Source organism: Streptomyces sp. NL15-2K (assembly GCF_030551255.1).
Taxonomy (GTDB): Bacteria; Actinomycetota; Actinomycetes; order Streptomycetales; family Streptomycetaceae; genus Streptomyces.
In genome coordinates this window covers 7,281,621-7,307,441 of the sequence record NZ_CP130630.1, presented here as the reverse complement: position 1 = coordinate 7,307,441, position 25,821 = coordinate 7,281,621, and the positions used below count along the sequence as shown (strand labels likewise).

The following is a 25,821-nucleotide window of genomic DNA, read 5'->3' as shown; positions in this document are numbered from 1 at the left end:
CAGGTGCCTTGGTTCGGCCCGCCGCTGGAGATCCCGTTCGGGGCGCTCACGTCCCTCGTCGGTGGGCCGTATCTGCTGTGGCTGCTGGGGCGTGGGGACAGCCGTACGGCGGCACGCTGAAGGCCCCGGCGGATCATCCGCCGGGGCCCCACCGCAGAGCGGAAGGATCAGATCGTCGCCGTGTCGATCACGAACCGGTACCGCACGTCGCTGTTCAGCACCCGCTCGTACGCCTCGTTGATCTCGGACGCGCTGATCAGCTCGATCTCCGCGCCGAAGCCGTGCTCGGCGCAGAAGTCCAGCATGTCCTGGGTCTCCTGGATGCCGCCGATGTTGGAGCCGGCGAGGGTCTTGCGGCCGCCGATCACCGAGAAGAGGTTGAGCTTGACGGGCTCCTCGGGGGCGCCGACGTTCACGAAGGCGCCGTCCGTCTTCAGCAGGGACAGGAACGCGTCCAGGTCCAGGGGGGCGGAGACGGTCGACAGGATCAGGTCGAAGGTTCCCCGCAGCTCCTCGAAGGTCTTCGGGTCGCTGGTGGCGTAGTAGTGGTCGGCGCCCAGCTTGAAGCCGTCGTCCTGCTTGCGGAGGGACTGGGAGAGGACCGTGACCTCGGCGCCGAGCGCGTGCGCGATCTTGACGCCCATGTGGCCGAGGCCGCCCATGCCGAGGACGGCGACCTTCTTGCCGGGGCCGGCGTTCCAGTGCTTCAGCGGGGAGTACGTGGTGATGCCGGCGCAGAGGAGCGGCGCGGCGACGTCCAGCGACAGGCCGTCGGGGATGCGGACGACGAAGGCCTGGTCGACGACGATCTTCTCGGAGTAGCCGCCGTAGGTGGGCTCGCCGTCCTTGCCGAGGGCGTTGTACGTGCCCACGCTGCCGCCGGTGCAGTACTGCTCCAGACCGGCCTTGCAGTTGTCGCACTCGCGGCAGGAGTCGACCAGGCAGCCGACACCCACCCGGTCGCCGACCTTGAACTTGGTGACACCCGGGCCGACCTCGGAGACTATGCCCGCGATCTCGTGCCCCGGGACCATCGGGAAGATCGCCTCGCCCCAGCCTTCCCGGGCCTGGTGGATGTCGGAGTGGCAGATGCCGGCGAACTTGATGTCGATCAGCACATCGAACTCGCGGACCGCACGACGCTCGATGGTGGTGCGCTCCAGGGGAGCCTTGGCGGCGGGTGCGGCGTATGCGGCGACAGTGGTCATGCCGGTGGTTCTCCTAGCAAAGAGGTTGCACCCGACTGCCTTCCGGCCGGGCACGCCTGATCAGCGTGCCGCACCGTCCGGCATACACCCAGCCCACAGTTCTGCGTACGTCCGCTGTGCCTACCACTGGCGGGGGCAGGCTGCCGCGCGTACGACGTTCGTACGACCGTGAATACTGGATGCATGGACGAACAGCCCGAAACCGTGCCGGAGCCCGCCGGCGGCCTGGACCGGCGTGCCGAGCTCAGCGAGTTCCTGCGCACCCGGCGCGCCCGGTTGAAGCCGGAGGACGTGGGGCTGCCCGACTTCGGGCGGCACCGGCGGGTGCCGGGGCTGCGTCGGGAGGAGCTGGCGCAGCTGGCCGGGGTGTCCGTGGCGTACTACACGCGTCTGGAGCAGGGCAACGGGCGGAACGTGTCGGCGGAGGTCCTCGACTCCATCGCCCGCGCGCTGCGGCTGACCGATGCCGAGCATGCCCACCTCATGCATCTCGCGAAGCCGAAGCAGCACAAGAAGAAGCAGGCGGTACGGACCCAGCAGGTGCGGGGTCCGCTGCGGCAGCTGCTGGACATGATGGACGGCTTCCCGGCGTACGTCTCGGGCCGGCGATCTGACATCCTCGCCTGGAACCGGATGGCCGCGGCGGTGTTCGGCGACTGGTCGGAGCTGCCGCCGCAGGACCGGAACTGGGCGCGGCTGGTCTTCCTGAGGCCGGAATACCGCGACCTGTATGTGGAGTGGGACCAGAAGGCGTCCGACATGGTCAGCTACCTGCGCATGGACGCCGGCTGCCACCCCGACGACCCGCGCCTGTCCGCACTGGTCGGCGAGCTCTCCGTCAAGAGCGAGGAGTTCCGGCAGCTGTGGGCCACGCATGACGTCAAGGAGAAGGGCTACGGCGTCAAGCGCATCCGGCACCCCCTGGTCGGGGAGATGACCTTGAACTTCGAGTCGTTCCGCCTCCCCGACGACAGCGAGCAGACCCTGATCACGTACCACGCCGAGCCGGGATCGCCGTCGGCGGAGGCGTTGCGCCTGCTGGCGAGCTGGGGCGCGGACGCGACGCGGGCGGGAACCGGGGCCTCGTCACGCTGAGAGGTGTCAGCCCTGGTACGGCGGTGCCGCACCCCAGTTCCACCTGGGCACCGGCTGCTCCACCGGCGGCTTCGCGTCCGGGCCGGAGAAGTGGACGGCCAGCCGCGTGCCCCACTCCACGTAGGCGAGGAAGGCCGAGCGGAACTCGGCGTCCGTGGGCAGGCCCGCCTCGTCCGCCGCGTCCTGGATCAGATTCACCCAGCGGCGGCGCTGGGGCTCGGTGATGCCCCTGCCCATGTGCTTGGCGACCATGTGGCCGTGGCCGCCCTGCGTCTCGGAGTAGCCGGGCGGACCGCCGAAGACCTCGGCCATCCACAGGGCCACGTGCTGGGCGTGCTCGGGGGCGAGCCCCGCGAACACCGGCGCCAGGAGCTCGTCCGCGAGGACCTTGTCGTAGAAGACCGACGTGAGGCGGGCGAAGGCCTCCGCGCCGCCCGCCCAGTCGTACAGCGTGGGGACGGCCGCGCCGGTTCCGCGCACGGTCGTCGGCTTGTAGTGGCGCATCTCCTGGATGCTGGCGACGTACGGGCGGATCTCGGCCAGGAAGTCGGTGAACAGCTCGGACTTGCGGAAGCCTTCGAGGTGGTCCTCGGAGGAGGTCCAGGTGATACGCAGGATGAAGTGCTCGAAGTCCTCCTCGCAGCGGGCCAGCTCATAGTCGACGCACTGCGGTGCCGCCGCCAGCTGGGCGGCGGCGCGGGTGTAGGCGGAGAGGAACTCCGCCGACTGCTCTTCGGGGATGCGGTACCGGATGTACTCGACCGTCTGAGTCGTCATGGCACCACGGAATCACACGCTGCCAAGGCGCCATCCGGACACTCCCCCGCCGGTACCGTGGACACCCGGAGACCAAGCCGGAGGAACGCACGTGACCACGCAGCCCGATCACGGGGGACAAGATCTGATCCCCCGGCCCGAACGAACACCCGAAGCCGTCCGCACCGCCCTTGCCAGGGTGGCTCCTCACCGGCTCGGCGACATGGAACGCCACAAGGAGCAAGCGCTCGCCACCGCGATCCAGGACGGCAAGATCGGCCACCTCCAGGCGTGGCTCACACACTGGCACGCACAGGTGGAGATCGAGCGCCGCCCCGACCTGGCCGTCCGCCACCGCGCCGCTCTCACCACCGTGCACGGCACCACCGGCAAGGACGATCCCGCGTTCCGGCACGCCATGAACGAACTGGCCGCCGTCGAGGACGAAGCCGTGCGGGCGGTGTCGGCGTGACGTGGGCGTGGGAGTACGACCCCGACGAACGGCACGTGATCGGCGGAGCCGCGCCGGCGTTCGTTGCCGAGGTCGAGAAGAAGGCGGATGAGCTGGTCCGGGCTGCCGCCGCGTTCTACCTCGACGGAACCGGCTATCAGGGTGAGGGGCCGAAAGGCGGTTTCGCTCACGTCCCCGGCGGATTCTTCAACTACCTCATCGTGCCCCGCCACGAGTGCCTCTACATCATGCAGGTGACCTTCCTCTGAGCGGCCTCCTCGCGGCTGCCCCTCTTGTTCAGGCGGGCAGGTCGTCCGCCTTGAGCGCCGCGACGAAGGGGGCCCAGGCGTGGGCGGTGAGGAGGAGGGCGGGGCGTTCGGGGGCCTTGGAGTCACGGACGGGGACGAGGCCGGGGAGGCCGTCGGCTACCTCGACGCAGTTGCCGCCGTCGCCGTTGCTGTAGCTCGACTTGCGCCAGAGGGCGGCGCCGGGGAAGTCGCCCGCGATCTCGACGCAATCCCCGCCGTCACCGTTGCTGTAGCTGCTCTTGAACCAGAGCGCGTCACTCAAGTCGATCCGGTTGCTTGCCATTTCGGTAATCCTCTGCCGCTGCCTTGATCATGGCCAGGGACGCCTCCGGTGACAGTGCGACGGCCCTGAGCCGATCGTATGCCTTGCGGTACTGCTTCACGAGGGCCGGATCGTCGATGGTGTCCCCGCTGTACGACGCCTCGATGTAGATCAGCGGCGGTGCGTCTGGAAAGGTCATGACCTTGACGGAAGCGGCCATCAGGGGATACGGGCCGCACGTTCGCGGAACGATCTGCGGAGTGATCCGGCGCCGCTCGGCCAACTCCACGATTTGGTCGAGTTGTTCGGCCATCTCCAGCGGCGGGAGGATCGGCTCGGTGATGAGCGACTCGCGCAGGATCGCCCAGTACTCCGGGGTGGAGTGGTCGTCCTCGAAGAGGCGGGCGCGGGCGAGACGGGCCGTCACCTTCTCCTCGACCCACTCGTCGGAGGCCGCCGGGTGAGCCGACCGGACCAGCGTCCGCGCGTACGGGGCTGTCTGGAGCAGCCCAGGGAAGGTGATGGGGCACCACTCCTCAATGGCCTCCGCGTGCTTCTCCGCCTCCAGGACCTTCTCGAAGTACGCGGCGTGCGGCCCCCGCCGAGCCTTCCGCACATCCTCACAATGTCGCTCGAAGAACCCGTCCGTCCCCAGCACCCGATCCACATGCCGGGCCAACTCCACCGGCATCCTGCGCTCCCCGCGCTCGATGTCGCTGAGATACGTCTTGCCGAAGAAGCTCCCCTCCAGCAACCCCTCCAACGACAACCCCGCCGCCTCCCGCTTCCACCGCAACTCCTTGCCGTAGAACGTCGGAACGCTCATCGAGCCGTCGATGTCCTTGCGCCGTACCACCGTTCGCCCTCCTCCGCACTCCGGGTCGCGAACGCGAAACCCCTTTTACGGTAGCCAGCCCGACGCCATTCTGTGAGCGATTCGTCACAGAGCGCACAGGAGATGTCCGCCCATGCCAACCCCGTACGACGCGACCCTCTGCCTGGAAGAACTCCGAACCGCCCTCGCCCTGCACGGCCTCACGCTCCCCTCACTCCGCGTGGACCTCACGACCTTCGCGGCGGCCTACGATCCGCCCGCAGCCGCCCTCATCACCCTCGGGAACTGCAACACCGCCACGGCCCGCGAACTCGCCGCCCTCCTCCGCAAGGCGGCCGAACGGTGACCTTCGAACTCAGCCTGCTCGCCACCCCGAAAGCCGTCCCCGAACTGCGCCACCATCTCCGCCACCACAGCTACGACATCCGCCTCTGCGCAAGCGAGTTGGTCACCAACGTCATCGACCACCTCGGAGAGGGCACCCCGGTGACCGTCCGTGTCCTCACCACCGGCCACGGCCACGCCCGCATCGAGGTCACCGACCCCGACCCCCGCGCCCTGCCAGTCCTCCAGCACGCCACCACCACCGACGAGTCCGGCCGCGGCCTCGCCCTCCTCGACGCCCTCGCGCGACGGTGGGGCGTGGAACAGGGGGCGGACCGCAAGACCGTCTGGTGCGAACTGGGGGCGGAGCCGTATGACGCGGCCGGGCAAGAGCAACGGCCTGCCCAGGACACGGGGTCCTGGACAGGCCGCTCGCGTGCGGGAGGTTACTTCCCGTAGTACGCGTTGTAGATCGAGATCGTCGACTTGTTGCCCTTCTTGTCGGCGATCTTGGCGTGGAAGGAGATGGCCTTCCCCTTCGCCGGGTTCTTCACCGTGATCTTGCCGTTCTTGACCGGGATCTTCTTCCAGGTCTGGCCGTAGTCGTACGACACGTAGGTCGTCAGCGACTTCAGGTTGGAGCCCTTGGCCGCGCCCTCGACGGTGACCGGGATCGACACCGTCTTGCCGGCCTCGACGCGGCTGTCCAGGCCGGTCTTGGCGTTGAAGCGGACCGTGGACGCCGGCAGCTTGACCTCGCCGCTCGCCGGCTTCTTCGAGCGGAAGGTCCAGCTCGCGTCGATCCGGGTGGAGGCGGCCGCGACCTTGACGCTGCGCTTGACCGAGGTGGTCAGCTTGTACTCGGCGTCACCGGACGGGACCTTGAACAGCTTCTCGCCGAACAGCGGGTCGTCGTTCGTGCCGACCTTCGCGCCGTTGCGGTACAGCGTGGTGGCGACCGCCGTGAAGTCGGACGAACCGGCGTGGCCCGCCGAGTCCGCGAACAGCGGCAGGTAGCCGTAGATGCCGTTGCCCTCGCGGAAGAGCCCGAACTCCGCGTTCAGTTTCGGGCCGAAGACCGCGGTGTTGAAGGTCTTCGTGTACTTCTGGCCCGCCTTGAAGGTCTGCGGGTTCCCCAGCGTGTAGTACGCGTCCAGGATCGTGAAGCCGTCCGCGTCCTTGCCGGCGTACTGCTCGAAGTCGAAGGACCACTTGATCTTGTCGGACGTCGAGAGGTACAGCGTGCGCGCACCCGGCAGCTTCTGCTCAACCGGCGGGTTGATGATCAGTTCCTCGGCGAACATGCCCAGGCTGACCAGCCCACCGGTCTTGCCGGCTGCGGCGGCACCGAGGTTGTTCTTCACCGTGGCCAGTTCGCTCGCCTTGAAGTGGCGGGCCTTGTCACCCTGGATCTTCTTGACCTTGGCGGTGGTGGCCACGTCGTACTCGGCGGCGGCGCCCTTGGTCCACTGGCCGCTCCAGGTCTGCGTCAGACCGGTCGCCTCCGGGCCCTGGTGGGCCATGCGCAGGTCGGCGAAGGTGCCGGTGCCGACGGCGACGCCGACGGACCCGGGCTCGTAGAAGTAGCTGATCATCGCGGACGAGGGCTTGGCCTGCGCGTCCGGGACCGTGATCTTCGCCGCCTTGGTCTTGCGGGCGTCGATCGTCACCGAGGCGTTCTTGGTGACGGTCAGCTTCGGCTGGACCACCCAGTCGAGGCCGCCCTTCATCTCGGCGAAGTCCTCAGCGATCCAGCCGTCCAGCAGGTAGGCGCCCTTGGGTACGCGCATGGTCGTCGTGCCGGAGCCGGTGACCGGAACATCCAGCAAACGGCCGTTGCCCAGGCCCGAGTAGCCGAACAGGACGGTGCTGTGGCTGTCCGTCGGCTTCCCGTCCCGGCCGATGTGCTTGACGGTGAGGTTGTACGACTCCACCTCGCGCTGCACGGCCGCGGCCGTACGGACACTCTGGCCGCCGCCCGTCGCGGTCACGTACGCGGAGTACGCGCCGTCGACCGTGCCGCCCAGCTTGGTATTGACGGTCATGTCCACGGAGGCCTTGCCGTTCGCCGGGACGGTCACCGTGGTGGCGCTGAGCTTGAAGAAACCGGCCGGAGCGGCCTGGCCCTTGGGGTTGGTGACGGTCGACGCCAGCTTCAGCGTGACGGGCTTCGTGCCGAGGTTGCGGTACGTCAGCGGCTTGGTCACCGGCTTGTCGTCGGTGTGCGGCCACTGCTGCGTGCCGAAGCTCACCGACACCGGGTCGGCGATCACGGTCTGCTTGATGGCCTTGTCGACCTGGATACGGCCCGAACCCTGCTGGAACGGGTTGTACTTGCCGCCCTTGGTCGAACCCGTCAGCGCGCCCTTGAGCTCGGCGTACGTCCAGTCCGGGTGCTGCTGCTTGAGGATCGCGGCGGCGCCCGCGACGTGCGGGGTCGCCATCGACGTACCCGAGATGGTCATATAACCGGCGGGCTGCTCGCCGACGTCCTGCGCGATGGCGCTGCCCTTGGCGGCCGCTGCCGTCGTGTCCACGCCGGGCGCGGTCACGTCGGGCTTGATGGCGCCGTCGCCGAGGCGCGGGCCGGTCGAGGAGAAGTCGGCAAGCTTGTCCTTGTCGTCGACGGCGCCGACGGTGAGCGCGGCGTCCGCGCTGCCCGGCGAACCGACCGACTCCGGGCCGGAGTTGCCCGCGGCGATCGCGAAGAGGATGCCCTTCTCGGCGGACAGCTTGTTGACCGCCGCCTCCAGCGGGTCCACCTCGGGGGTGTCCGTGCCGCCGAGGCTGAGGTTGACGACCTGGGCGCCCTGCTCGGCCGCCCACTCCATGCCGGCGAGGATGCCGGAGTCGTCGCCGAAGCCGTTGTCGTCGAGGACCTTGCCGTTGAGGACGTCGGCGCCGGGCGCCACGCCCTTGTACTTGCCGCCGGACTTGGCTCCGGTGCCCGCCGCGATGGACGCGACGTGCGTGCCGTGGCCCTGCTTGTCGGTGGCGTCCGCGGACGGAGTGAAGTTCTTGGCCGCGATCACCTGGTCCTTGAGGTCCGGGTGGGTCGCGTCGACGCCGGTGTCCAGTACGGCGATCTTGACGCCCTTGCCGTCGTAGCCGGCCGCCCACGCCTTGGGGGCGCCGATCTGCGGCACGGACTTGTCGAGGCTGGCCTTGCGGACGCCGTCCAGCCAGACCTGCGCGATGCCGGAGGCGGTCTTGTCGCCGTTGGTGACGGCGTCCCACAGTTCGGGCGCGTCCTCGTGCGGGGTCTGGACGGCGTCGGCGTTCAGGGTCTCAAGGGTCTGGCGGAGCTTGCCCGCGTCACGGACGTCGGCCTTGGCGCCGGTGGCGGCTCCCTTGTAGCCGACGATGACCTTCAGGCCCTTGGCCTGGGACTTGCGGGTCGCGGACTTGCTGAGCTCGGTGATGTCGAAGAGCCGCTGGTCGAGCTTGCCGGTGGTGACCAGGCGGGCGGCGTCGGCCGGGATCACGAGCGTGTGGCCGCCGGCCTTGCGGATCTGGACGGGTATGTGCTCGCGCCCCTTCGCCCGGTCCAGGCCCACGACCCGGCCCTTGGAGTCGACGGTGACGCGGTCACCCGTGATCAGGGTGATGCGGTGCTTTGCCGTGAGCGAGGCCTTCGTGGCGCCGGTGGTCTGTGACTCCCCCTCCGCCGACGCCGGGCTGGTCATGCCCGCCGCCAGGGCCACCGCGGCCGCTGTGGCGACCGTGGCCGCGCACGCTCTTTTCACTTGTCTGCGCAAGATTCCCCCTTGCAGAAGAACCGGGCGAATTCCCCGTTCACCCGGCCGGGGGCAGACTCGCACGCTCGTGCGCGCCCCCCGGAACTCGCAGTATGCCGGGGGGCGTTCAAGCACCTCAATAGACAGGCGGCTGACAGGAAAGGTCTGTTACACGATCGCCGGGGAAGCGAATATCCTCGGCCAGTTCCGAAATTCTCCCCTATGACACGGCTAAGAGGCGGCGATGAGACGGCTACGAGGCGGCGTTCTCCTTCACCGTGATCTTCCCCTTGCGGATCGTCGCCACCCGCGGGGCTTTTTTCGCGATCGAGGAGTCGTGGGTGACCATGATGAACGTCAGCCCGAGCTCCTTCCACATGCGTTCGAGTACGTCCATGATCTCGTCGCGCATCGACTCGTCGAGGTTTCCGGTGGGTTCGTCGGCCAGCAGCACCTTCGGCTGCTTGACCAGCGCGCGAGCGATCGCGACGCGCTGCTGCTGACCGCCGGACATCTCGCCGGGCAGATGCCCGAGCCGCTCACCGAGCCCCACCGACCTCAACGCCTCGGCGGCCCGCTCGCGCCGCTCCTTCGTCTTCACGCCGAGCGGTACGAGGGCGGTCTCGACGTTCTCCTGTGCGGTGAGCGTCGGGATGAGGTTGAAGCTCTGAAAGACGAAACCGATGTTCTCGCTGCGCACCTTGGTGAGCCGCGCCTCGGACAACCGGGCCATGTCCGTGCCGTCGAGCACGACTTCCCCGGAGGTCGGCCGGTCCAGCCCACCTAGCATCTGCAGCAATGTGGACTTGCCGCCACCGGTGGGCCCCTGAATGACGAGCCGGTCGCCGTCGGCGATGGTCAGATCGACACCGACGAGGGCGTCGACGGTTTCCTTGCCCCGGGTGTAGCGCTTGGTGACGTCTTTGAGTTCGTACATGGGTGCAACTCCTGGGAGAGGTATGAGGGTTGGTAGTTGTCACAGCCTGCGGGCAGTCGTGCCGCTGGGGCGGCACGGGTGGGCGCAGGCGGCACCCCGTAAGCGCCGGGCCGCGCGACCCACCCCCGCCCAGCCCCAGCCGACGTCAGCTACTCGACACGCCGCAGCGCATCCGCAGGCCGCAACCGAGAAGCCCGCCACCCACCAAAGGCACCCGCGATCAGCCCCCCGGCCACGGCAAGGCCAACCGCCAGGCCGATCGTGGCGAGACTGACCGGCGCGGTGAGCGCGACCTCAAGCGTCCTGGTCGCAGCCTGCCGACCACCACCGAAGCCACCCCCTCCCCCAGGACCGCCACCGAAGCCACCCCCGGCACCCCCGGTACCGCCGCCCAACTCCGCCTGCAACGTGGGGCTGATGGCGGTCACGACATACGCCCCCGCCAGCCCGAGAGCGATCCCCAACGCCCCACCGACAAGCCCGTTGACGACGGCCTCACCCACCACCTGCCGAGTGACCCGCCCCGACTTCCATCCCAGCGCCTTCAGCGTCCCGAACTCCCGCACCCGCCGGGACACCGCCGAGGACGTCAGCAACCCGGCCACCAGGAACGCCGCCACCAGCACCACGATCGACAGCCACCTGCCCACACTGGTCGCGAGCGAGGACGCCGTGGACAGGGACCCGGACACCGTGTCCGCGAGATCGGCGGAGGTCGTCACCGTCGTACCCGAGATGTTCTTCTGGACCTCGGACTTCACACTGTCGATCTTCTGGGAGTCGGTCGCCTGGACATAGATCGTGGTGACCTTGTCCTTCGAGTCGCTCAGCGTCTGCGCCGGCTTCAGCGGGATGTAGAGGTTGGCGGCCGCGTCCCCGCTGTCCGCGGTCGCGATGCCGATCACCTTGAACTTGGTGTCCTTGATGGTGACCGTGCTGCCGACCTTCAGCTTCTTCTCCTTGGCGTACGCCGAGTCGACGACGGCGACCTCGGCATCGGCCTCCGACGACTCGAACGTACGACCGCTGGTGATCTTCGAGGAGGTCAACGGTCCGAGAGCCGGCTTGGTGACGTCCGTGCCGTACACCGAGTAGCTGTTGACGTCGAAGTTCGCGCCACCGCCCTGCACTTCACCCTGCGGCTGACCGCTACCGCCCCCGCCGGGACCGCCCGGCTGCTGACCACCCTCCCCGTTCTGCTGGAACTGCCCCGGGGTGAACTCCCCGCTGACCTTGACGACCTGAAGGCTCAGCCCGCCCACCGCGTCCGAGACCCCGCTCTGCGCGCCGACCTTGGTGACGGTCGAGGTCGCCAGGGTCTGGAAGCCCCGTACCAGGACGCGATCGCTGCTCTGCTCCTCGCCGGAGCCGTCGCCCTGCGCGTCGAACTGGAACCGCGGGCGATCGGAGCTGTCGGCGGTGGGTTCGGCCGCCTTGGTGACTGTCATGTCCGTACCCAGGCCGTACAACGACTGGAGGACCTTGTCCTGGGCCTTGCCCATGCCGGACGACACGGAGTTGACCACGATGACCAGCGCGATGCCCAGCGCGAGCCCGGAGGCGACGACGAGGGCCGCCTTTCTGCGGCGGCGCAGCTCGCGCCTCAGGTAGGTGAAGAACATGGCCGAAAGCTAGGTACGGCGCGTGATGAAGGGATAAGGCTGACATAAGAGATGGATGAGAAGGCTGTGGGCGACCATGAGCCCCCGGAAAACACCGATGCCGAAAACACCGATGCCGCCCCTGGGGGCGGCATCGGGTCAACCTGAGGGTGCGGGCCTGAAACTGCGGGGACGTCAGGCGGCGGAGCCGGCCTTCCACTGCTCCCAGCTCATGTTCCAGCCGTTCAGCCCGTTGTCCGGCGCGATGGTCTTGTCGCCGGTGTTCTGCACGACGACCACGTCACCGATGATCGAGTTGTTGTAGAACCACGCACCCGGCGTGTTCGGGTCGTTCGCGCCCTTGGTGTCCGACAGGCCCACGCAGCCGTGGCTGGTGTTCACGCTGCCGAAGATGGACTTGGCGCCCCAGTAGTTGCCGTGGACGAAGGTGCCGGAGGTGGACAGACGCATGGCGTGGGGCACGTCCTTGATGTCGTACTCGCCCTTGCCGTCGTCGTCGGTGAAGCCGACCGTCGCGCCGTTCATCCGGGTCTCCTTGAACTTCTCGGAGATCACCATCTGGCCTTCGTACGTCTTGTTGTCGGGCGCGCCGGCGGAGATCGGGATGGTCCTGACCGTCTTGCCGTCCTGCGTGACCTTCATCTGCTTGGTCTTGGCGTCGACGTACGTGACCTGGTTGCGGCCGATCTTGAAGGTGACCGTCTTCTGCTGGACGCCGTAGACCCCGTCCGCGCCCTCGACACCGTCGAGCGCCAGCTTCAGCGTGACGGTGGAGTTCTCCTGCCAGTACTTGTCGGGCCTGCAGTCCATGCGGTTGGCGTTGAACCAGTGGCAGGCGACTTCCTGGCCGCTGGTGGTGGAGACGGTGATGCCCTTCTGGACGGCCGCCTTGTTGGTGATCGCCTTGTCGAAGTTGATCGACACGGGCATGCCGACGCCGACCGTGGTGCCGTCGTCCGGCGTGAAGTTGCCGATGAAGCTGTTGGCCGGGGAGACCGTGGTGAACGAGGCGTTCTCGTGGGCGACGCGGCCGTCGGCGTCCTTCGCCTCCGCCGTCACCTTGTAGGTGGTGGACCGCTCCAGCTGGGCGCTGGGCTTCCAGGTGAGCTTGTCCGCGGATATCTGGCCGCTGACCTCGGTGCCCTCGGTGGTCGTCATCTTCACGTCCGTGAGCGTGCCCTTGCTCACGGTGACGGCGGCGGAGTTGTTGATCGAGGCGTTGTCCGAGCCGTCCTTGGGCGTGATCTTGATCTGGGCCTCGGAGGTCTTCTTGGCGGCCGCCTCGTCCACCTTGGACTGTGAGCTGTCGCCGCCCCCGTCGCTCCCGGAGGCGTCGTCGCCGCCGCCGGAACACGCCGTGAGCACCAGCACACCGCCGAGCAGTGCGGACGCGACCGTCAGGCCCTTGCGCCGCTTACCGACCGTCATCACACGCTTCTCCATCGTTGCCGAATCCCCAAAACACCGAGAGCCCCGTCGAGCCGAGAGTCCCCGCCCATAAGCCTTCAACGCTACGACCGGTTCGTCCCGTTCCACATTCTTCGAAGGTGTGGGGCACACCACGTCCGCGTGGCGGGTGGTGGGAGTGTCGGTCCGTGCGCCTCTTGAGACGACGAAACCCCGGGCGGCGGTTTCCGCCCGGGGTCACGATTTCCCCAAGCGGGCTCAGCCGGCCGCCTCTTGTCCGTCGTCGACGTCGTCGACGACGTCCACTTCGTCGTCGTCCTCGTCGACATCATCCTCGTCGATGTCCCATTCCGGCGAATCGGGGTCGTAGTCGATCTGCTCGCTGCTCCAGGAGGCCTGCGCGAGTTCGACCCCCGGCACCCCGCTGACCAGGTCGAACGGGTCCACGAGATACGCGAGGGCCTCCGCGGTGTCTTCTGTCACAGCGCTCTCGGCGTGTACCCGTTCCTCGGCCGGCATATCGGCGTCCTTCGCGATCCGCCCCAGCGCGGCCTCGGACACGGCGCCGGCGTCGTCGACCTCCAGGACAATTTCCACGCGAAGGCGCACAAAACGTGATGTCTCTTCAGTGCTCATGCCCGGAGCGTACGGCCCGTCGCTCCCGTGACTTTCCCGTGACCCGCGCCTTTCACTAACATCGCCCCACACGGCCAATTCGCCAGCGCCACAAGGGGATCGATATTCCGTGTCATCCGCTCGCCGTCCGTTGCTGACCGCCACCGCCGCGGGGACCCTGCTGGGCGCCCTGTGGTTCGTCCCCTCCGCCAACGCGACGGCGGACCACCCGGCCAGAACGGACCCCTCTGCGACCCCGACGTCGCAGGTCACGACCCAGGCGCGGGCCGCGTCCACGAGTACGTCCAGCACGTCGAGCACGACCGCCGAGGGCACGCAACTCGCGGACACGGGCAGCTTCGACACCACCCCGTACGTCGTCGGAGGCACCCTCTTCCTCACTCTGGGTGCCGGGTTCGTCGTGTACTCGGTTCGCCGGGAACGTCTCGGTTTTTGAACTCGCTTGACGCGATCTTCAGAAAACCTTCATAGTCCGCCCATGAAGAGATCAACGGGCGCGCGCATGAGCGCCACGGCTGCCGTGAGCGTTCTGTCGCTCGCCCTTATGACGGGCTGTTCCAGCGACGGGTCGGACGACTCCAAGGACTCCGCGAACTCCGGGTCCTCCTCCTCACCCACCGTCGCCGCGAAGGCGTACAGCGCGGCCGAGTTGGAGAAGCTGCTGCTCGCCGAGGGCGAGATCGAGGGCTACAAGGTCACCTCCGGTGACGACACCCTGCCCGCTTCCAAGAGCGTGCTGAAGGTCGACAAGGCGGAGTGCGAGCCCGTCGCCCACTCCATGGCGGCGCTCCCGCCGGGGGACACGGACGCGCAGGCGAGCAACACCGTCACCCAGGCGGCTCCGTCGGACTCCGCCTCCACGTCCCTGGAGGACCTGGCCGAGGGCGACTTCAGCGAGGCGTTCAACCTCGCCGCCACCTACGTGGGCCTGTCCTCGTACGAGGGCGACGGCGCGGAAAAGGCCTTCAAGGCCGTCTCCGACGGGGTCACGGCCTGCTCCGGCGGGTTCGGCTTCAGCGCCGAGGGCACGGACACGAAGATCACCAAGATCGCCCCCGAGAAGGCCTCGGGCGCCGGTGACGAGTCCGTCGCGTTCGCCGCCGAATCCGCGATGGACGGCGACGGGACGGGCGTCTTCCACACCGAGGTGGTGCGTCACGGCAACACCATCGCCACGTACTACACGGTGAACCTCGCCCTGGTCACCTCCGGCAAGGCGTACGACGTCCCGGCGGCCGTGATCGACGCGCAGGCGGCCAAGCTCAAGTGATCCGACGGGCCTTGCCGGTTCGCCGACCCGACCGACAAGGCCCGTTCTGCTTACCGCAGCGGCCCGCTGACCGGTTACCGCAGCGGCCCGGTGACCGTCTCCGCCGCCGCGACCAGCCGCCCGGCCCGCACGAACGCGTCCGCGGCGGCGAGGTCGGGCGCCAGGAACCGGTCCGGTCCCGGGCCCTCCACCCCCGCCTCCCGTACGGCGTCGATGACCGCCCGTGACGCCGGCGCCGGGGTCAGCCCCTCACGCAGTTCGACGGCGCGCGTGGCGGCGTACAACTCGATGGCGATGACGCGCGTGAGACTGTCGACGGCCGTGCGCAGCTTGCGCGCCGCCGACCAGCCCATGGAGACGTGGTCCTCCTGCATGGCGGAGGACGGGATGGAGTCCGCCGACGCCGGTACGGCGAGCCGCTTCATCTCGCTCACCAGCGCGGCCTGCGTGTACTGAGCGATCATCAGCCCGGAGTCCACGCCGGCGTCATCGGCGAGGAACGGCGGCAGACCGTGGCTGCGGTTCTTGTCGAGCAGCCGGTCGGTGCGGCGCTCGGTGATGGAGGCGAGGTCGGCGGCGGCGATGGCGAGGAAGTCGAGGACGTAGCCCACCGGGGCGCCGTGGAAGTTACCGTTGGACTCCACGCGCCCGTCGGGCAGGACGACCGGGTTGTCCACGGCGGAGGCCAGCTCGCGCTCGGCGACCAGCCGGGCGTGGGCCATGGTGTCCCGCCCGGCGCCGGCGACCTGCGGTGCGCAGCGCACGGAGTAGGCGTCCTGGACGCGGGGCGCGTCGTCCTGGTGATGCCCTGTCAGGCCCGAACCCTTCAGTACGGCCAGCATGTTGGCGGCGCTGGCGCCCTGCCCGGGGTGCGGGCGGATGGCGTGCAGTTCGGGGGCGAGGACCTTGTCGGTGCCGAGGAGTGCCTCCAGCGACAGGGCCGCTGTCACGTCGGCCGACTTGTACAGCGTCTCCAGGTCGGCGAGGGCCATGACCAGCATGCCGAGCATGCCGTCGGTGCCGTTGAGGAGGGCGAGGCCCTCCTTCTCGCGCAGTGCGACGGGCTGGATCCCGTGTTCGGCGAGGAGCTCGCCGGCCGGCCGTACGACCCCGTCGGGCCCTTCGGCGTCCCCCTCTCCCATGAGCGTCAGGGCGCAGTGGGACAGCGGGGCCAGGTCGCCGGAGCAGCCGAGGGAGCCGAACTCGTGGACGACCGGGGTGATGCCGGCGTTGAGGACGTCGGCCATGGTCCGCGCGACCTCGGGGCGGACGCCGGTGCGCCCGGAGCAGACGGTCTTCAGCCGCAGGAACATGAGGGCGCGTACGACCTCCCGCTCGACCCGCGGTCCCATCCCGGCGGCGTGCGAGCGGACGATGTTGCGCTGCAGCCGGGCCCGCAGCTCCTGGCTGATGTGCCGGGTCGCCAGGGCGCCGAAGCCGGTGCTCACGCCGTAGACGGGGTCGGGCTTGGCGGCCAGCGCGTCCACGATCTCCCGGGCCGCGGTGAGGGCGGCTACCGCCTCCTCGGAGAGCTCGACCCGGGCGCCGGCGCGCGCCACGGCGAGAACGTCGGACGCGGTCACGCCGGACGTCCCCACCACCACAGTGTGCATATCCATATTCAGGAGCGTACGCAGTGAATTCGAGAATGTCACCAGTGGGGGCCGGGTTCACCCCTTACCGATGGGTCACCCTTCAGTACCGTGAACATCGTCAGTGACGTCCGCGGAAGCGGCGGCGCTCCGCGGTCGGCTCGACGGAGGGTTCGTCGGCCAGTCGTACGACGGGATCGTCGGGGCCCTCGCGTCCGGCGACGACCGGCCGGGTGGACCGTTCGGCCTTGGCCCGGTACTGGGCCGCGTCGGCGAGCCGGAACAGCCGGCGGGCCGAGCGCACCTCCCCGATGGGATCCCCCGTGGACGCGACCCCGCAGGCGACCCCTTCCCCCAGCTCCAACTCGGCCGCCCGGCGGCAGAGTTCGTCGGCCGCCTTGACGACCTCGTCGGCGGGCGGCCCGACCGCGAGCAGACAGAACTCGTCGCCGCCGAGGCGGGCGGCGATGGTGCCGGGCAGCATGGCGCCGCAGAGGGAGAGGACGGATCCGAAGCGTTCGAGGAGCCGGTCGCCTACGGCGTGCCCGTGGGTGTCGTTGACGCGCTTGAGCCCGTTGAGGTCGCAGACGACGAGGCTGACGACGACGCCTTCCTTACGGTGCCGCTCCACGGCCCGGTCCAGGCGCGCGTCGACGGCGCGGCGGTTGGCGAGACCGGTGAGCGCGTCGGTGAACGCCAGTCGGCGGACCTCCTCCAGCCGCTCGGTCTGGGCGATGCCGGCGGCGACGACGGAGGCCAGGACGGTGGCGAAGTCGGCGTCGGCGCGGTCGAAGACGGGGGCGCCGACCGGGCGGGCGACGTACAGCTCGCCCCAGGCCCGCCCGTGCAGCACAATCGGCGCGACGACGCAGGAGCCGCGGCCTCTCCTGCGCAGGGCGGCGACGCGTTGGTGGACGTAACCGGGGCGGCGGCCGGCCGCCGGTCCCTCCGCCGTCTCCACCCAGGCGTTGGGCTCGCCGCCGCCGGCCCACCGTTCGTGCAGGAACTCGGTGATCTCGGCGAACTGGTGCACCGGGTAGGCCTCGTCGTCCGGGAACTCCTCCTCGCCCTCGGCCCGCTCACCCACGTTGACCAGGACCTTGAGCCGTCCGAGCTCCCGCTCCCACACGGACAGCGCGGCGAAACTCCCCCCGAGCGCGCGGCACGCCCCATGGGCGGCGGCCCACCAGGCCTCCCGCGAGCAACGGGCCGCCGCCATGCCTTGAGCCAACGCCACCACGGCGGCGAGCCGACTGTCCTCACCCATCACTCCAGGCTAGGGAGAATCGGGACGAACCGGTCACTTGACGCGGCGCTGGGGTGACCGCCGGCGACAGCCGGCGCCGGGTGCGGGAGCCACTGGGCACAGCCGACGCCGCCAGCCTGCGGACAGTCGTGCGCTGGGGGCTCCGCCCCCAGACCCCCGGCCTATGCCCACCCACCATTTGACTCGGTCGGCCAAGAGGTGACCCTCACAAGCGATCGCGCCCCGCTGGCTGCGGGCATTCGTGCCTCCCCCAGTGCCTTAAGGGCCTGGGAGGTGCCCCCAGGGGCGGCACGGGTGGGCGCAGGCGGCACCCCGCAGCGCCGGGCCGCGCGACCCACCCCCGCCCAGCCCCCACCCCGGGGCAACCAGACAACAGACGGCACCACCAACCGGCCCAGACCCGCCCCCGGCACCCTAAAAGCACACGTCCGAATCACTCCCCCGGCCAAGAAGGCCGCCGCTTCTCATTGAACGCCGCAACCCCTTCCGCCCGATCCCCCGAAAACGCCACCGCCCGCCAAGCCGCGTCCTCGACCTCCAGTCCGGCCCGCAGATCCAAGCCCTGCCCCAACCGCAACGCCCGCTTGGCCGCCCGCAGCCCAACCGGCGAGTTCCCCGCGATCCGCCCGGCCAGCACCAACGCCTCCTCCCGATCCCGCCCTTCCTCCACCACCTGATCCACCAGCCCCAGCTCCCCCGCCTCCACAGCCTCCACCCGCCGCGCGGTAAAGATCAGCTCGGCCGCCCGCGCCGCCCCCACCCGCCGCGGCAGCAGCTGCGTACCACCGCCCCCCGGAATCACCCCCACGGACACCTCCGGCAACCCCACCACCGCCGTACGATCCGCCACGATCAGGTCACAAGCCAGCGCCAGCTCGAACCCACCCCCGAGCGCAAACCCATGCACCGCCGCGATCGTCGGCACAGGCAGCTCCAGCACCCCGGTGTACGCCCCCCGCGCCACCGGCCGCTGTCGCACCAGCTCGGCGTCGCTCAAGGAGTTGCGTTCCTTCAGGTCGGCCCCGACGCAGAAAGCCCGCTCATGCGTGGAGGTCACCACGACCACCCGCACGCTCCTGTCCCCGCCCAGCGCGGCGCAGGCCGCCGCGATGGACCGGGCCATCTCCGTCGAGACGGCGTTCATGGCCCTGGGCCGATCGAGGACCAGCTCCGCGACATGCCCATGCCCGGCGCCCTCGGCCCCGTGCCCGCCCTCGCCCCCGTGTCGCCGTACCAGCACGAACTCCCCGAACCGCTCCTCGCCCGTGACACCGCCCGTGACACCGCCCATGACACCCTCCCGGTTAACGTGTGTTAACAACACTGCCCAGATCATATCGACGCCCGAGACCCCGTTCGAGTGACATACCGCCCGACTGCCACCCCACCGCCCACGAGAGCGCATAACGTGCGTCCGCCACGGCGTACAGGGGGCGTGAGCGCATCGGGGAGGGGTCGAGGGAGATGACGACGAACACGCAGGAGAGGCCGGAGAGAGCGACCACGCAGGTCACGGCGACCGCACAGCCCGAGTCGTACGACCCCGGAACCCGTCTGCGAAGCCCCCGCGGCCGTCACCGCAAGCCCCGCCCCCGCAAGATGCTGCTCGCCGCCGGCGGCCTGGCCGTGGCGGCCGGGGTACTGAGCCTCGTACGCCTGACACCCGACACGAACGTCCAGAGCCTCAGCACCTCGGAGGCCGAACCCAGCCCGGATCTGGACACCGGCACGGACAGCCCCGCCAACTCCGCCGCCCCCACGGGGAGCACCCCCGAGGTGAGCCCGACGGCGACCTCACCGGGGGGCGGGACGGGCACGACACCTCACCGGGTCAGGTCCCTGTCCCCCACGCCGTACGCGACCGACGCCCAGGGACGGCCAGCAACCGTCCCCACGACCATCCCGGACGCCCCGAACCCGACCGCGACCGGCACCGCCGCAGGACCCACCACCGCACGACCCACCACCGCACCCCGGCCACCGGCCTCGACGCCCACGGCCCCACGCCCGGCACCTACCCCGCCCCCGAGCCGCACCTCGCCGCTCCCGGCCCCACAGCCGGACCAGCCGGACCAGTCGGATCACCCAGACCGGCCCGGCCTGTGCCTACCGCTGATCAACGTGTGCCTCGACTAGTGCCCCGACAGGCAACGTTCGCCCCGTCGCGACGCCCGGCACGCACTCTCGCCGCACCGGCCGAAAGCCCAAGTACGTCCAGTACGAGGGCTTCCGGCCGGCACGCCGAGAGCACGCACCGGACGCCGCTCCTTGACGGGCAAACGTTGCCTGCCGGGGCACTAGCCAGCCAGCCGATCGCCCGCCACGACCGACGAAAGAACCCGCGGCGGCCGCGGCTACCCCCCGCCGTCCCGCCGAGTCAGCAGCCACGGCTCGACCACGCCCAGCCCACGCACCGGCCGCTGCCACATCGGCTGGAGCGCGAAGCGGTACGTCGGCGGCTCCTCGCCCTCCTTCTCGGCGGCGGCCACGGCCTCGGCCGCCTCCGCCTCCGAGGCGGGCGCCTCCGCGGTACGGATCAGCTCCTCCGCGAAGGCGCTGTCGACGAGGACGGCGTCGCGCGGGGCTATGGACGTCAGCCGGGACGCGAGGTTCACGGTCGTACCGAAGACATCGCCCATTCGAGTGGTCACCGTGCCGAAGGCGATGCCGACGCGCAGCTCCGGCATCGTCTCGTCGTTCGCCATGGTCTCGATGAGGCGCAGCGCGATCTCGGCGGCCACGCCCGCGTCGTCGGCGGCGTACAGCACCTCGTCGCCGAGCGTCTTGATGAGCCGTCCGCCGCGCGCGGCGACCAGGTCGGCGGCGGTGGTCTCGAAGGCCTCGACGAGTTCGCCGAGTTCCTCCTCCTCCATGCGGCGGGTCAGTCGGGTGAATCCGACGAGGTCGGCGAAGCCGACGGCGAGGCGCCGGTCGACCATCTCCTCGTCGTCGGCGGTCTGGACGACCCGGCCCGCCGAGGCGGCGAGCTGGCGCCGCCAGACGTAGACGAGGAACTCCTCCAGTTCGGGCAGGAGCAGCTCGATGATCGGGTACGTCACCTCGGTGCGCGTCATCCCGGGTTCCGGGGGCTCGGTCAGCCCCTCCAGGAACGTGTCCATCTGCCATTCGGCCAGCCGGGCGGTGGTCTGCCCGGTGGACCGCGCCACCTGCACGGCCATCGCCTCGCTCAGCAGCCCCGCCTCGACGAGACCGGAGAGCCGGCGCAGTGCGAGGACGTCGGCCTCGGTGAGCGCCTTGGCCTGCCCGATGTCGGCGAAGCCCATGGCCCGCCAGAAGCGGGTGGCCAGCTCCACCGAGACGCCCGCGCTACGGGCCGCCTGGAAGGGGGTGTAGCGCCGCTCGGCGCCGAGGATGAGCTGCTCGATACGCAGGGCGAGAGGGTCCTCGCCGGAGTCCTCGCCGGGGTCGGCGGCGTGGGGGTCCCCCCGTTCGAGCGAACTCGAGAGTGGGGGACGCTCCTCCCGGCCGTCCGCGTCCGCGCCGGAGCCCGTGTCGTCGACGGTCACGCCTGCTGCCCTTCCGATCTGTCACGGTCAGGTATCGACCGGCCTCAACTCTACGGCAGGTGTGCGGTAGCTCACTCCGCGAGTGGTCCGACAATACGGAGGTCATCCCGCCCGCAAGTGCACGATGTCCCCCGCTCCCACCGGTTCCTGCACCCCTTCCTCCGTCGCGATCACCAGCCGTCCGTCGCCGTCGACGGCCACCGCCTCACCGACGACCGACCGGTTCCCCGGCAGCTCGGCCCGAACCCTCCGTCCGAGGGTCGCGCACCCGGCGGCGTACGTCTCCTGCAAGCCACTCGCCGCCGGGTCGCCCCCGGCGGCCCGCCACCGCCCGTACCAGTCCTCCAGCGCCCGCAGTACCCCCCGAAGCAGTGGATCCCGGTCCGTGCTCACCGCCCCGGCCAGCGCCAGCGAGCCCGCCTGCGGCACCGGAAGCTCGTCCTCGCGCAGCGTGACGTTGATGCCGACCCCGACGACGACGCCGTCGTCCCCGGCCCGCTCCGCCAGGATCCCGCCGGCCTTGCGTTCCTCTCCGCCCACGGTCACCAGCAGGTCGTTCGGCCACTTGAGCGCCGTATCCACGCCCGCCGCCCGCGACAACCCCGTCGCCACGGCCACCCCGGTCAGCAGCGGGAGCCAGCCCCAGCGGGCCACCGGGATCTCGGTGGGCTTGAGCAGGACGGAGAAGAAGAGGCCTGAGCGGGGCGGTGCCGTCCACTGCCGGTCCAGGCGTCCCCGACCGGCGGTCTGCTCCTCGGCGACCAGGACCGCGCCCTCGGCCGCCTTGCCCGCAGCCGCCAGGGCCACCAGATCGGTGTTGGTGGAGCCGGTGCGCGGCACGACGTCCACTCCCGACCACAGCGAGCCTTCCCGCACCAGTCCGCGCCGCAGGGCCGCGGCGTTGAAGGGCGGACGGTCCAGGTCGGACCAACGGCTGCCGTCTGCTGCATCTCGTGGCGTCATGCAAGCCAGACTAGGTGTGGTAAACGCCGCACTGCCGATCGGTGGACCCCCCACTACTCTACGGATGAGTAACCGTCCCCCCTTTTGAGCAGGCAGGGAGCCACATCCCGATGTCCGAGCCGGAAGAGCGTCACGAGATCGACATCCACACGACCGCGGGCAAGCTCGCGGATCTCCAGCGCCGCATCCAGGAGGCGACGCACGCCGGCTCCGCACGCGCCGTCGAGAAGCAGCACGCCAAGGGCAAGCTGACGGCCCGTGAGCGCATCGAACTGCTGCTCGACGAGGGCTCCTTCGTGGAACTCGACGAGTTCGCGCGGCACCGGTCCACCAACTTCGGGCTGGACCAGAACCGCCCGTACGGGGACGGGGTCGTGACCGGGTACGGAACCGTCGACGGCCGCCCCGTCGCCGTGTTCTCCCAGGACTTCACCGTCTTCGGCGGCGCCCTCGGCGAGGTCTACGGCCAGAAGATCGTCAAGGTGATGGACTTCGCGCTGAAGACCGGCTGTCCGGTCATCGGCATCAACGACTCCGGTGGTGCCCGCATCCAGGAGGGCGTCGCCTCCCTCGGCGCCTACGGCGAGATCTTCCGCCGCAACACCCACGCCTCCGGCGTGATCCCGCAGATCAGCCTGGTCGTCGGGCCCTGCGCGGGCGGCGCGGTGTACTCCCCCGCGATCACCGACTTCACCGTCATGGTCGACCAGACCTCGCACATGTTCATCACCGGCCCGGACGTCATCAAGACCGTCACCGGCGAGGACGTCGGTTTCGAGGAGCTGGGCGGCGCGCGTACCCACAACTCCGCCTCCGGCGTGGCGCACCACATGGCCGGCGACGAGAAGGACGCCATCGAGTACGTCAAGCAGCTGCTGTCGTACCTGCCGTCCAACAACCTCAGCGAACCCCCGGTCTTCCCCGAGGAGGCGGACCTCGCCCTCACCGACGAGGACGCCGAGCTGGACACGATCGTGCCGAACAGCGCGAACCAGCCGTACAACATGCACACGGTGATCGAGCACATCCTGGACGACGCCGAGTTCTTCGAGACGCAGCCGCTGTTCGCGCCGAACATCGTCACCGGTTTCGGCCGGGTCGAGGGCCACCCGGTCGGCATCGTCGCGAACCAGCCGATGCAGTTCGCCGGCTGCCTCGACATCAAGGCCAGCGAGAAGGCGGCCCGCTTCGTGCGCACCTGCGACGCCTTCAACGTCCCCGTCATCACCTTCGTCGACGTCCCCGGCTTCCTGCCCGGCGTCGACCAGGAGCACGACGGCATCATCCGCCGCGGCGCCAAGCTCATCTACGCCTACGCGGAGGCCACCGTCCCGCTGATCACGGTCATCACCCGCAAGGCCTTCGGCGGCGCCTACGACGTCATGGGCTCCAAGCACCTGGGCGCCGACCTCAACCTGGCCTGGCCCACCGCCCAGATCGCCGTCATGGGCGCCCAGGGCGCGGTCAACATCCTGCACCGCCGCACGATCGCGGAGGCGGAGGCCGCCGGTGAGCTGGAGGCGACCCGGGCGCGGCTCATCCAGGAGTACGAGGACGCCCTCCTCAACCCCTACATCGCGGCCGAGCGCGGCTACATCGACGCCGTGATCATGCCGTCCGAAACCCGCCGCCATGTCGTACGGGGCCTGCGTCAACTGCGCACCAAGCGGGAATCCCTGCCCCCGAAGAAGCACGGCAACATCCCCCTCTAGGCCCACGTCGATCGATTGGGAACCGTCATGACGATCAAGGTCGTACGGGGCAATCCGACCCCGGAGGAGCTGGCCGCCGCCCTGGCGGTGGTCCGCGCGCGCGCCGCGGCGGCACCCGCCGAGCCGCCCGGCGCGTCCACCGCCCGGGACGCCTGGTCGGACCCGTCCCGCATCGCAGCACACAGATTGCCGCAGCCGGGCCCGACGGCGTGGGCGCGCACTTTCTGGCCGGGGTAAGCGGCAACGCCCTGAGGGGCGCGGGGAACCGCGCGCAGTGGAGCAACACCGGGCGCCGATTTGAGTACGCATACTCAGGCAAACGGCTTCCAGCCCAGCGCACGCTGGTCGCATGCTGTGGTCCGACCCCGACGACGAGCCGCCGAAGGAACTGCGCGACATGCAGGACATGCTTCGGCGGCTGGGCGTTTTCATGGCGGTCGCCATGGTGCTCGCGATGATCGTGCTCGGCGTCCGATGAGGGTCGCCGATACGCTGACCGTATGACTGATCAGCCGCGCCGCCGACTCGTCCTCGCCTCCCAGTCTCCCGCCCGGCTCGGTCTGCTGCGCCAGGCCGGACTCGACCCCGAAGTGATCGTGAGCGGCGTCGACGAGGACGCCGTCACCGCGCCCACCCCCGCCGACCTGGCTCTCGCCCTCGCCGAGGCGAAGGCGTCCGTGGTGGCGGCGAAGCCCGAGGTCAAGGGCGCTCTGGTGATCGGCTGCGACTCGGTCCTGGAGCTGGACGGCGAGGCGCTGGGCAAGCCCGCCGACGCCGAGGAGGCCACGGCCAGGTGGAAGTCCATGCGCGGCCGGGCCGGCACGCTCCAGACCGGCCACTGCGTCTACGACACGCTCAGCGGCCGGTACGCCTCCGCCACCGCCTCCACCGTCGTCCGCTTCGGCGACCCGACCGACGAGGAGATCGCCGCGTACGTCGCCTCGGGTGAACCTCTCTACGTCGCCGGGGCGTTCACGCTCGACGGCCGCTCGGCCCCGTTCATCGACGGCATCGACGGCGACCACGGCAACGTGATCGGCATCAGCCTGCCCCTCGTCCGCCGGCTGCTGGCCGATCTGGGCATCGGCATCACGGAGTTGTGGGCGCCGGCCCAGGCGTGATCGGCGAGCCGCCGTCGCCCTTGGTGCCGTCCGGCGTCGCATCGGCGGGCTCCGGCCCGCCCTGACCGTCGTACGTCATCAGGAGCAGCACGATCAGGGCCAGCACCAGCATCATGAACAGGAACTGCGGCCAGCCCACCAGTCCCCACGCGAACGCGCCCAGCAGCCCGTGCACCACGGCCGCGCTGATCAGCAGGATGCGGCCGAGCCCGGCGGGGCGGCGGCCGCGCACGGCGACCAGGAGCGCGACCAGGCCGCACAGGGCGAAGTAGAGGCCGAAGACGATCCCGCCGATCTTCGACGACGAGGACATCAGATGCGGGTCGAGACCGGCGAGGGACATGTTCTGCCGGTCGACGACGGTCCCGAGGTACCAGTTGAGCAGGGCGATGCCCAGCGCCTCGGCGAAGAGCACGACCGCCACGACCCACGCCACCGGTCTGCGCACCACCGGTCCCCACCCACTTTCAGAGCTCTTCCAGAGACAGTCGAGCAAGACTGCGGTTACCCGAAGTACGTTCGGACATCGTGAACGCTACTAACGGGTAAACCCGGGGACAAGAGTCCGGCGGAGGGCAAAGAATCATTGGGCCATTCGTAGGGACTCCACAAAGAAACAGAGTGGGCCGCAGCACGCCACCACAGAGACCTTGACCACACAGGAGGGCTAGGGTTTCCCGGAGGAGTCCTGCGTACCGAGGTGCGACAAGGGATTTCGCGGGTCGAGCAAGCCTCGCATCACGCTCCGTGTGGGCAAGCTCACCAATGGGGACGGGTCGAAGTGTCGTGTC

General features: G+C 69.8%; 28 protein-coding genes. 13 read left to right on the top strand and 15 right to left on the bottom strand.

The features are described 5' to 3' along the window. Positions 1-3: 3 nt before the first annotated feature. Positions 4-120, top strand: a complete 117-nt coding sequence (locus Q4V64_RS33070) for an iron ABC transporter permease (RefSeq protein ID WP_148100377.1) — start codon at positions 4-6, stop codon at positions 118-120. A 47-nt stretch (positions 121-167) separates the two neighbouring features. Here Q4V64_RS33070 and Q4V64_RS33065 read toward each other — a convergent pair whose 3' ends face one another. Further along, entirely contained in the window at positions 168-1,208 is a 1,041-nt protein-coding gene (locus tag Q4V64_RS33065; protein WP_124439580.1) for an NAD(P)-dependent alcohol dehydrogenase, read from the bottom strand. Between the two features lie 183 nt (positions 1,209-1,391). Between Q4V64_RS33065 and Q4V64_RS33060 the strand changes: the two genes are divergently transcribed. Then, on the top strand, positions 1,392-2,303 hold the full coding sequence (locus Q4V64_RS33060) for a helix-turn-helix transcriptional regulator (RefSeq protein WP_124439581.1): 912 nt from the start codon (positions 1,392-1,394) through the stop codon (positions 2,301-2,303). Between the two features lie 6 nt (positions 2,304-2,309). On the opposite strand, the gene Q4V64_RS33055 is transcribed toward Q4V64_RS33060, so the two are convergent. Continuing rightward, positions 2,310-3,080 carry an antibiotic biosynthesis monooxygenase gene (locus tag Q4V64_RS33055; RefSeq protein ID WP_124439582.1) on the bottom strand — a complete coding sequence of 257 codons (771 nt, stop codon included), beginning with the start codon at positions 3,078-3,080 and terminating at the stop codon, positions 2,310-2,312. A gap of 91 nt (positions 3,081-3,171) precedes the next feature. Between Q4V64_RS33055 and Q4V64_RS33050 the strand changes: the two genes are divergently transcribed. After that, the gene (locus Q4V64_RS33050) at positions 3,172-3,531 is read left to right on the top strand and encodes a hypothetical protein (RefSeq protein WP_124439583.1); all 360 of its coding nucleotides are present in this window, start codon (positions 3,172-3,174) and stop codon (positions 3,529-3,531) included. Continuing rightward, positions 3,528-3,779: a hypothetical protein gene (locus Q4V64_RS33045; protein ID WP_124439584.1), complete on the top strand. Its 252-nt coding sequence runs from the start codon at positions 3,528-3,530 to the stop codon at positions 3,777-3,779. Before Q4V64_RS33050 ends, Q4V64_RS33045 begins: the two co-directional genes overlap by 4 nt. Positions 3,780-3,807: 28 nt before the next feature. On the opposite strand, the gene Q4V64_RS33040 is transcribed toward Q4V64_RS33045, so the two are convergent. Together Q4V64_RS33040 and Q4V64_RS33035 are read right to left on the bottom strand one after the other, a co-directional pair. Then, positions 3,808-4,101, bottom strand: coding sequence for a DUF397 domain-containing protein (locus Q4V64_RS33040; protein WP_124439585.1), 294 nt, complete (start codon positions 4,099-4,101; stop codon positions 3,808-3,810). Beyond that, positions 4,073-4,936, bottom strand: coding sequence for a helix-turn-helix transcriptional regulator (locus Q4V64_RS33035; RefSeq protein ID WP_253266899.1), 864 nt, complete (start codon positions 4,934-4,936; stop codon positions 4,073-4,075). The genes Q4V64_RS33040 and Q4V64_RS33035 overlap by 29 nt, the downstream gene beginning before the upstream one ends. A 112-nt stretch (positions 4,937-5,048) precedes the next feature. Between Q4V64_RS33035 and Q4V64_RS33030 the strand changes: the two genes are divergently transcribed. Beyond that, positions 5,049-5,261, top strand: coding sequence for a hypothetical protein (locus Q4V64_RS33030; protein WP_253266900.1), 213 nt, complete (start codon positions 5,049-5,051; stop codon positions 5,259-5,261). Next, the gene (locus tag Q4V64_RS33025) at positions 5,258-5,698 is read left to right on the top strand and encodes an ATP-binding protein (protein ID WP_253266901.1); all 441 of its coding nucleotides are present in this window, start codon (positions 5,258-5,260) and stop codon (positions 5,696-5,698) included. The genes Q4V64_RS33030 and Q4V64_RS33025 overlap by 4 nt, the downstream gene beginning before the upstream one ends. On the opposite strand, the gene Q4V64_RS33020 is transcribed toward Q4V64_RS33025, so the two are convergent. The 5 genes from Q4V64_RS33020 to Q4V64_RS33000 form a co-directional block, all read right to left on the bottom strand. Further along, positions 5,686-8,925 (bottom strand): S8 family serine peptidase, encoded by a 3,240-nt coding sequence (locus tag Q4V64_RS33020; protein ID WP_253266905.1) that lies wholly within the window; start codon positions 8,923-8,925, stop codon positions 5,686-5,688. The genes Q4V64_RS33025 and Q4V64_RS33020 overlap by 13 nt on opposite strands. Before the next feature lie 304 nt (positions 8,926-9,229). After that, positions 9,230-9,913: an ABC transporter ATP-binding protein gene (locus tag Q4V64_RS33015; protein ID WP_124439587.1), complete on the bottom strand. Its 684-nt coding sequence runs from the start codon at positions 9,911-9,913 to the stop codon at positions 9,230-9,232. 149 nt (positions 9,914-10,062) lie between these two features. Next, positions 10,063-11,535 carry an ABC transporter permease gene (locus Q4V64_RS33010; protein ID WP_124439588.1) on the bottom strand — a complete coding sequence of 491 codons (1,473 nt, stop codon included), beginning with the start codon at positions 11,533-11,535 and terminating at the stop codon, positions 10,063-10,065. 174 nt (positions 11,536-11,709) lie between these two features. After that, a complete protein-coding gene (locus Q4V64_RS33005; protein WP_124439589.1) occupies positions 11,710-12,963 on the bottom strand; it encodes an Ig-like domain-containing protein in 1,254 nt (417 codons plus the stop codon). A gap of 237 nt (positions 12,964-13,200) precedes the next feature. After that, positions 13,201-13,578, bottom strand: coding sequence for a hypothetical protein (locus tag Q4V64_RS33000; protein ID WP_124439590.1), 378 nt, complete (start codon positions 13,576-13,578; stop codon positions 13,201-13,203). Positions 13,579-13,708: 130 nt separating this feature from the next. Here Q4V64_RS33000 and Q4V64_RS32995 point away from each other — a divergent pair, with 130 nt between their 5' ends. Beyond that, positions 13,709-14,014, top strand: coding sequence for an LPXTG cell wall anchor domain-containing protein (locus tag Q4V64_RS32995; RefSeq protein WP_124439639.1), 306 nt, complete (start codon positions 13,709-13,711; stop codon positions 14,012-14,014). A 42-nt stretch (positions 14,015-14,056) separates the two neighbouring features. Next, positions 14,057-14,848 (top strand): hypothetical protein, encoded by a 792-nt coding sequence (locus tag Q4V64_RS32990; protein ID WP_124439591.1) that lies wholly within the window; start codon positions 14,057-14,059, stop codon positions 14,846-14,848. A 74-nt stretch (positions 14,849-14,922) separates the two neighbouring features. Here the strand turns inward: Q4V64_RS32990 and hutH are convergent, their stop codons facing one another. From hutH to Q4V64_RS32975, 3 genes are all read right to left on the bottom strand, one after another. Continuing rightward, a complete protein-coding gene (hutH, locus tag Q4V64_RS32985) occupies positions 14,923-16,461 on the bottom strand; it encodes a histidine ammonia-lyase (RefSeq protein ID WP_124439640.1) in 1,539 nt (512 codons plus the stop codon). Between the two features lie 100 nt (positions 16,462-16,561). After that, positions 16,562-17,707 carry a diguanylate cyclase gene (locus Q4V64_RS32980; protein ID WP_124439592.1) on the bottom strand — a complete coding sequence of 382 codons (1,146 nt, stop codon included), beginning with the start codon at positions 17,705-17,707 and terminating at the stop codon, positions 16,562-16,564. Positions 17,708-18,140: 433 nt separating this feature from the next. Further along, positions 18,141-18,998: an enoyl-CoA hydratase-related protein gene (locus tag Q4V64_RS32975; RefSeq protein WP_124439593.1), complete on the bottom strand. Its 858-nt coding sequence runs from the start codon at positions 18,996-18,998 to the stop codon at positions 18,141-18,143. Positions 18,999-19,171: 173 nt separating this feature from the next. On the opposite strand from Q4V64_RS32975, the gene Q4V64_RS32970 reads away from it, so the two are divergent. After that, entirely contained in the window at positions 19,172-19,843 is a 672-nt protein-coding gene (locus Q4V64_RS32970; protein WP_253266902.1) for a hypothetical protein, read from the top strand. A 218-nt stretch (positions 19,844-20,061) separates the two neighbouring features. On the opposite strand, the gene Q4V64_RS32965 is transcribed toward Q4V64_RS32970, so the two are convergent. Continuing rightward, positions 20,062-21,234, bottom strand: coding sequence for an adenylate/guanylate cyclase domain-containing protein (locus Q4V64_RS32965; RefSeq protein WP_124439594.1), 1,173 nt, complete (start codon positions 21,232-21,234; stop codon positions 20,062-20,064). A gap of 102 nt (positions 21,235-21,336) precedes the next feature. Next, entirely contained in the window at positions 21,337-22,197 is an 861-nt protein-coding gene (locus Q4V64_RS32960) for a biotin--[acetyl-CoA-carboxylase] ligase (RefSeq protein ID WP_124439595.1), read from the bottom strand. A 110-nt stretch (positions 22,198-22,307) separates the two neighbouring features. On the opposite strand from Q4V64_RS32960, the gene Q4V64_RS32955 reads away from it, so the two are divergent. From Q4V64_RS32955 to Q4V64_RS32940, 4 genes are all read left to right on the top strand, one after another. Continuing rightward, positions 22,308-23,909: an acyl-CoA carboxylase subunit beta gene (locus tag Q4V64_RS32955; RefSeq protein WP_124439596.1), complete on the top strand. Its 1,602-nt coding sequence runs from the start codon at positions 22,308-22,310 to the stop codon at positions 23,907-23,909. Positions 23,910-23,936: 27 nt separating this feature from the next. Then, complete coding sequence (locus tag Q4V64_RS32950; RefSeq protein ID WP_124439597.1) at positions 23,937-24,146, top strand: acyl-CoA carboxylase epsilon subunit; 210 nt, start codon at positions 23,937-23,939, stop codon at positions 24,144-24,146. A gap of 112 nt (positions 24,147-24,258) precedes the next feature. Continuing rightward, entirely contained in the window at positions 24,259-24,387 is a 129-nt protein-coding gene (locus Q4V64_RS32945; protein WP_124439598.1) for a hypothetical protein, read from the top strand. A 22-nt stretch (positions 24,388-24,409) separates the two neighbouring features. Then, positions 24,410-25,030 carry a nucleoside triphosphate pyrophosphatase gene (locus Q4V64_RS32940; RefSeq protein ID WP_124439599.1) on the top strand — a complete coding sequence of 207 codons (621 nt, stop codon included), beginning with the start codon at positions 24,410-24,412 and terminating at the stop codon, positions 25,028-25,030. Here the strand turns inward: Q4V64_RS32940 and Q4V64_RS32935 are convergent. Further along, on the bottom strand, positions 24,999-25,481 hold the full coding sequence (locus Q4V64_RS32935) for a hypothetical protein (RefSeq protein ID WP_124439600.1): 483 nt from the start codon (positions 25,479-25,481) through the stop codon (positions 24,999-25,001). The two genes, Q4V64_RS32940 and Q4V64_RS32935, sit on opposite strands and share 32 nt — an antisense overlap. Between the last annotated feature and the right edge of the window lie 340 nt (positions 25,482-25,821).